The organism is Methylobacterium sp. WL103 (genome assembly GCF_008039885.1).
GTDB classification, from domain to species: Bacteria; Pseudomonadota; Alphaproteobacteria; order Rhizobiales; family Beijerinckiaceae; genus Methylobacterium; species Methylobacterium cerastii.
In genome coordinates, this window is sequence record NZ_VRUX01000606.1 from 1 (window position 1) to 2,492 (window position 2,492).

Below are 2,492 nucleotides of genomic sequence, written 5' to 3' on the forward strand. Positions count from 1 at the left end.
CCCGAGACCGCCGCCCTGCCCGCCCCGCAGGACGCCCCGTCACGCGGCACCGTGCCGGTATCGGCAGACGCGCCAGAAGGAACCTACGCCCTCGAAATCACGGGCGAGGGCCTTGGCCTGCACGCCGATCCCGGAGCCGCGCTTATCGTAGCGCCCGAGATGCCCACCGGCGCCGGGCTCGCGGTGTTCTACCTCAAGGGCAAGCCCGGCCCGGTCGTGTTCGACCTGACGCACCATTTCAATCCCGAGTTCGCAAAGCCGTTCGCGCCAGGCTCCGAAGTGGTGCCGCTGATCGAGGTCGTGTTGCCCAGCACGGGGCGGGTCGGGCACCTGAGCGCCGGTCGCGTCGAGAAGATCCACCGTGTGATCGGGGTCTACAGCGCGGTCGATCTCCCCTCGAAGGATGCCCCCCGCCCGCCTAAGCTGCCGGTGGTGAGCGAGTGCCCCGAGGGCATGGGCGAGCAGTATGTGAAGGATGCGGGCGCCTACCCGCTCGTTCGGAAGGGCGAGACCGTCGTCTTCGACCCGGCCCGGCGCGAGCTGACGCACGGCGCCCTGTGCGTGATCGAGTGGCACGGCGGCACACGCGACGTGGTGCTGACCCACTTCCGCGAGATCGGCGGCCAGGGCGAACCGCAATGGTGGGTCGATCCGGTCAACCGTGTCGGCGCGGGGACGGTCTACACGAGCGATGGCCCCTACGACGCCGACCACCTGCGCCAGAAGCTCGTCGGCACTGTCGTCGGCGTGCTGGTGCCCCGCCGCGATCGCGATGAACCAGAGCCGATCGAAGCGGCCGAGACTGCATCCGACGAGACTGAGGCTGACGAGGCGGCAGCGCCGGACGATGCGGACCCGGTTCTTGCGGTCATCCAAGCGCATGCCGAGGCCCGCGCTGCCTTCGTGGAGACCTGCGACGCGACCGATAAGGTGTGGCGGCAAGAGCAAGATCTGGACACGTCCGACGACGCGATGGCGCCCGCGCATGCAGTCTGGGAGGCCGCCAGCCACGTGGAGACGGTGGCCTGGAACGCGGTGTTCGAGACACGTCCGACGACGCTTGCCGGCATCGTCGCGGTGATCCGCCATGCCCAGCAGTGGGCACCGGGGAATGACGGCATGATCGGCGCCGTGGATCTCAGAGACATCCTCGGGAGCATTGCCGCCGATGTCGAACGGCTGACGCAGACCGGCGCAGACAACGAAGTGTGCTCGGCCGAAGGGGCGGCATCCCTAAGCTTCGAAGCATACGACCTCGACACGCCGATCCGCAGCCCGCGCGAGTGGAACGAACGCCTCTCGCCCTACACGGTCGGCCTGCACCTCGCCGACCGCTTCCTGCGGATGAGCAAGCGGGAGTTGGTCGCCGCCATCGAGACCCTGGACGGCCGAGGCCCTGAAGCTGTCCTCTCGGTGCTGAACGCAGTCCACGACACCCACGAGGAGATGAAGGCGCTGGCCAACATCATGGGAGCGGCCCACACCCGCCTCATCGTCGCCGGCTCCTCCGTGATCGTCTCGTCCGACGCGAAGGGTACCTGACCATGGGCAACGTGCTTACCTTCGCTCCGCGCCCAAGCGCGGCCCTTCCTGTAGAGCCGGCGCCGATGGGGGAGGCTGAGATCCGCACCCGCCTCGGCGAGGCCCTACAGACCGCCCTGGATGCAGCCGACCACATCATCGCTGTGCTGGATCGCATGGACGGTGACATCGATGCCGAGGACGGCGGCGACGCTGAACCCGCCCTCGCCGCCCCGGAGAACACCCACGGCAGCCAGGTCGTGTGGCTGCGCAATAATGATAGTGGCCGGGAGGCCGAGGCGTTGGAGACCGTGCTGCCGGTCGTGGCGGCCGAGTGGGCTGTGATCCCGCTTGCTCCCCTGCCCTGGCGCGGCTCCGGCAACGTCGTCGCGGCTGCCGGCGTGGCGCTGCTGGAGATGGTGGCGGGGCGGTGAGATGCGACTGCGCCGGCGAGGCTGCACCTACTGTCCAAGGCAGTGCTGCTCTACCGGCGCTCGGCTTCGCAGCCGGAACCGGATGCCGTCCGCTTCGATCACGCCTCGCCATCGGCATGGTCATGTAAGGCGATGCGGCCAGCGTCGGTGATCGCCCATTCCCTCGAACCGGCAGTGGAAGTGGCCCCGGTCAACTCGGCCAAGCCCATTTTCCCTAATTGCAGGATGTCCCGGAACGTCTCGGCGTAGAGACGGGGGCCACGCGACAGCAGCACAAGCCGGTAGTGCAAACTCGGCCGCAGCTTACCCTTCATGCTGTCTGAGCCTCAATCCTTGGACCACAACGCAATCCTCAAGGTCATGAAAATACCAAGATTATTAGAATTTCAGTTAATAACGACAATAACAGCACGCCACCTGCGAGCATGCCGGCAAGGCCTACAAGACGATCCGGCGCGAGCTCGAGGCCTACGGCGAGGACCTCGCCGGCAAGCCGGAGATCGTGGCGCTTTCCAAAGCCGACGCGATCGACGCGGA

At 67.3% G+C, this 2,492-nt stretch carries 3 protein-coding genes and 1 pseudogene; 3 read left to right on the plus strand and 1 reads right to left on the minus strand.

The window, feature by feature from the left end; all coding sequences use genetic code 11:
- Nucleotides 1-159: 159 nt before the first annotated feature.
- Together FV222_RS23065 and FV222_RS23070 are read left to right on the plus strand one after the other, a co-directional pair.
- Nucleotides 160-1,542, plus strand: coding sequence for a hypothetical protein (locus tag FV222_RS23065; protein WP_147815729.1), 1,383 nt, complete (start codon nt 160-162; stop codon nt 1,540-1,542).
- Nucleotides 1,543-1,544: 2 nt separating this feature from the next.
- Nucleotides 1,545-1,955 carry a hypothetical protein gene (locus FV222_RS23070; RefSeq protein WP_147815730.1) on the plus strand — a complete coding sequence of 137 codons (411 nt, stop codon included), beginning with the start codon at nt 1,545-1,547 and terminating at the stop codon, nt 1,953-1,955.
- A 98-nt stretch (nt 1,956-2,053) separates the two neighbouring features.
- Here the strand turns inward: FV222_RS23070 and FV222_RS23075 are convergent, their stop codons facing one another.
- Nucleotides 2,054-2,269, minus strand: coding sequence for a hypothetical protein (locus tag FV222_RS23075; RefSeq protein ID WP_147815731.1), 216 nt, complete (start codon nt 2,267-2,269; stop codon nt 2,054-2,056).
- A gap of 98 nt (nt 2,270-2,367) precedes the next feature.
- Here FV222_RS23075 and obgE point away from each other — a divergent pair.
- Nucleotides 2,368-2,492 (plus strand): annotated as a pseudogene (obgE, locus tag FV222_RS23080) (GTPase ObgE); the annotation flags it as partial.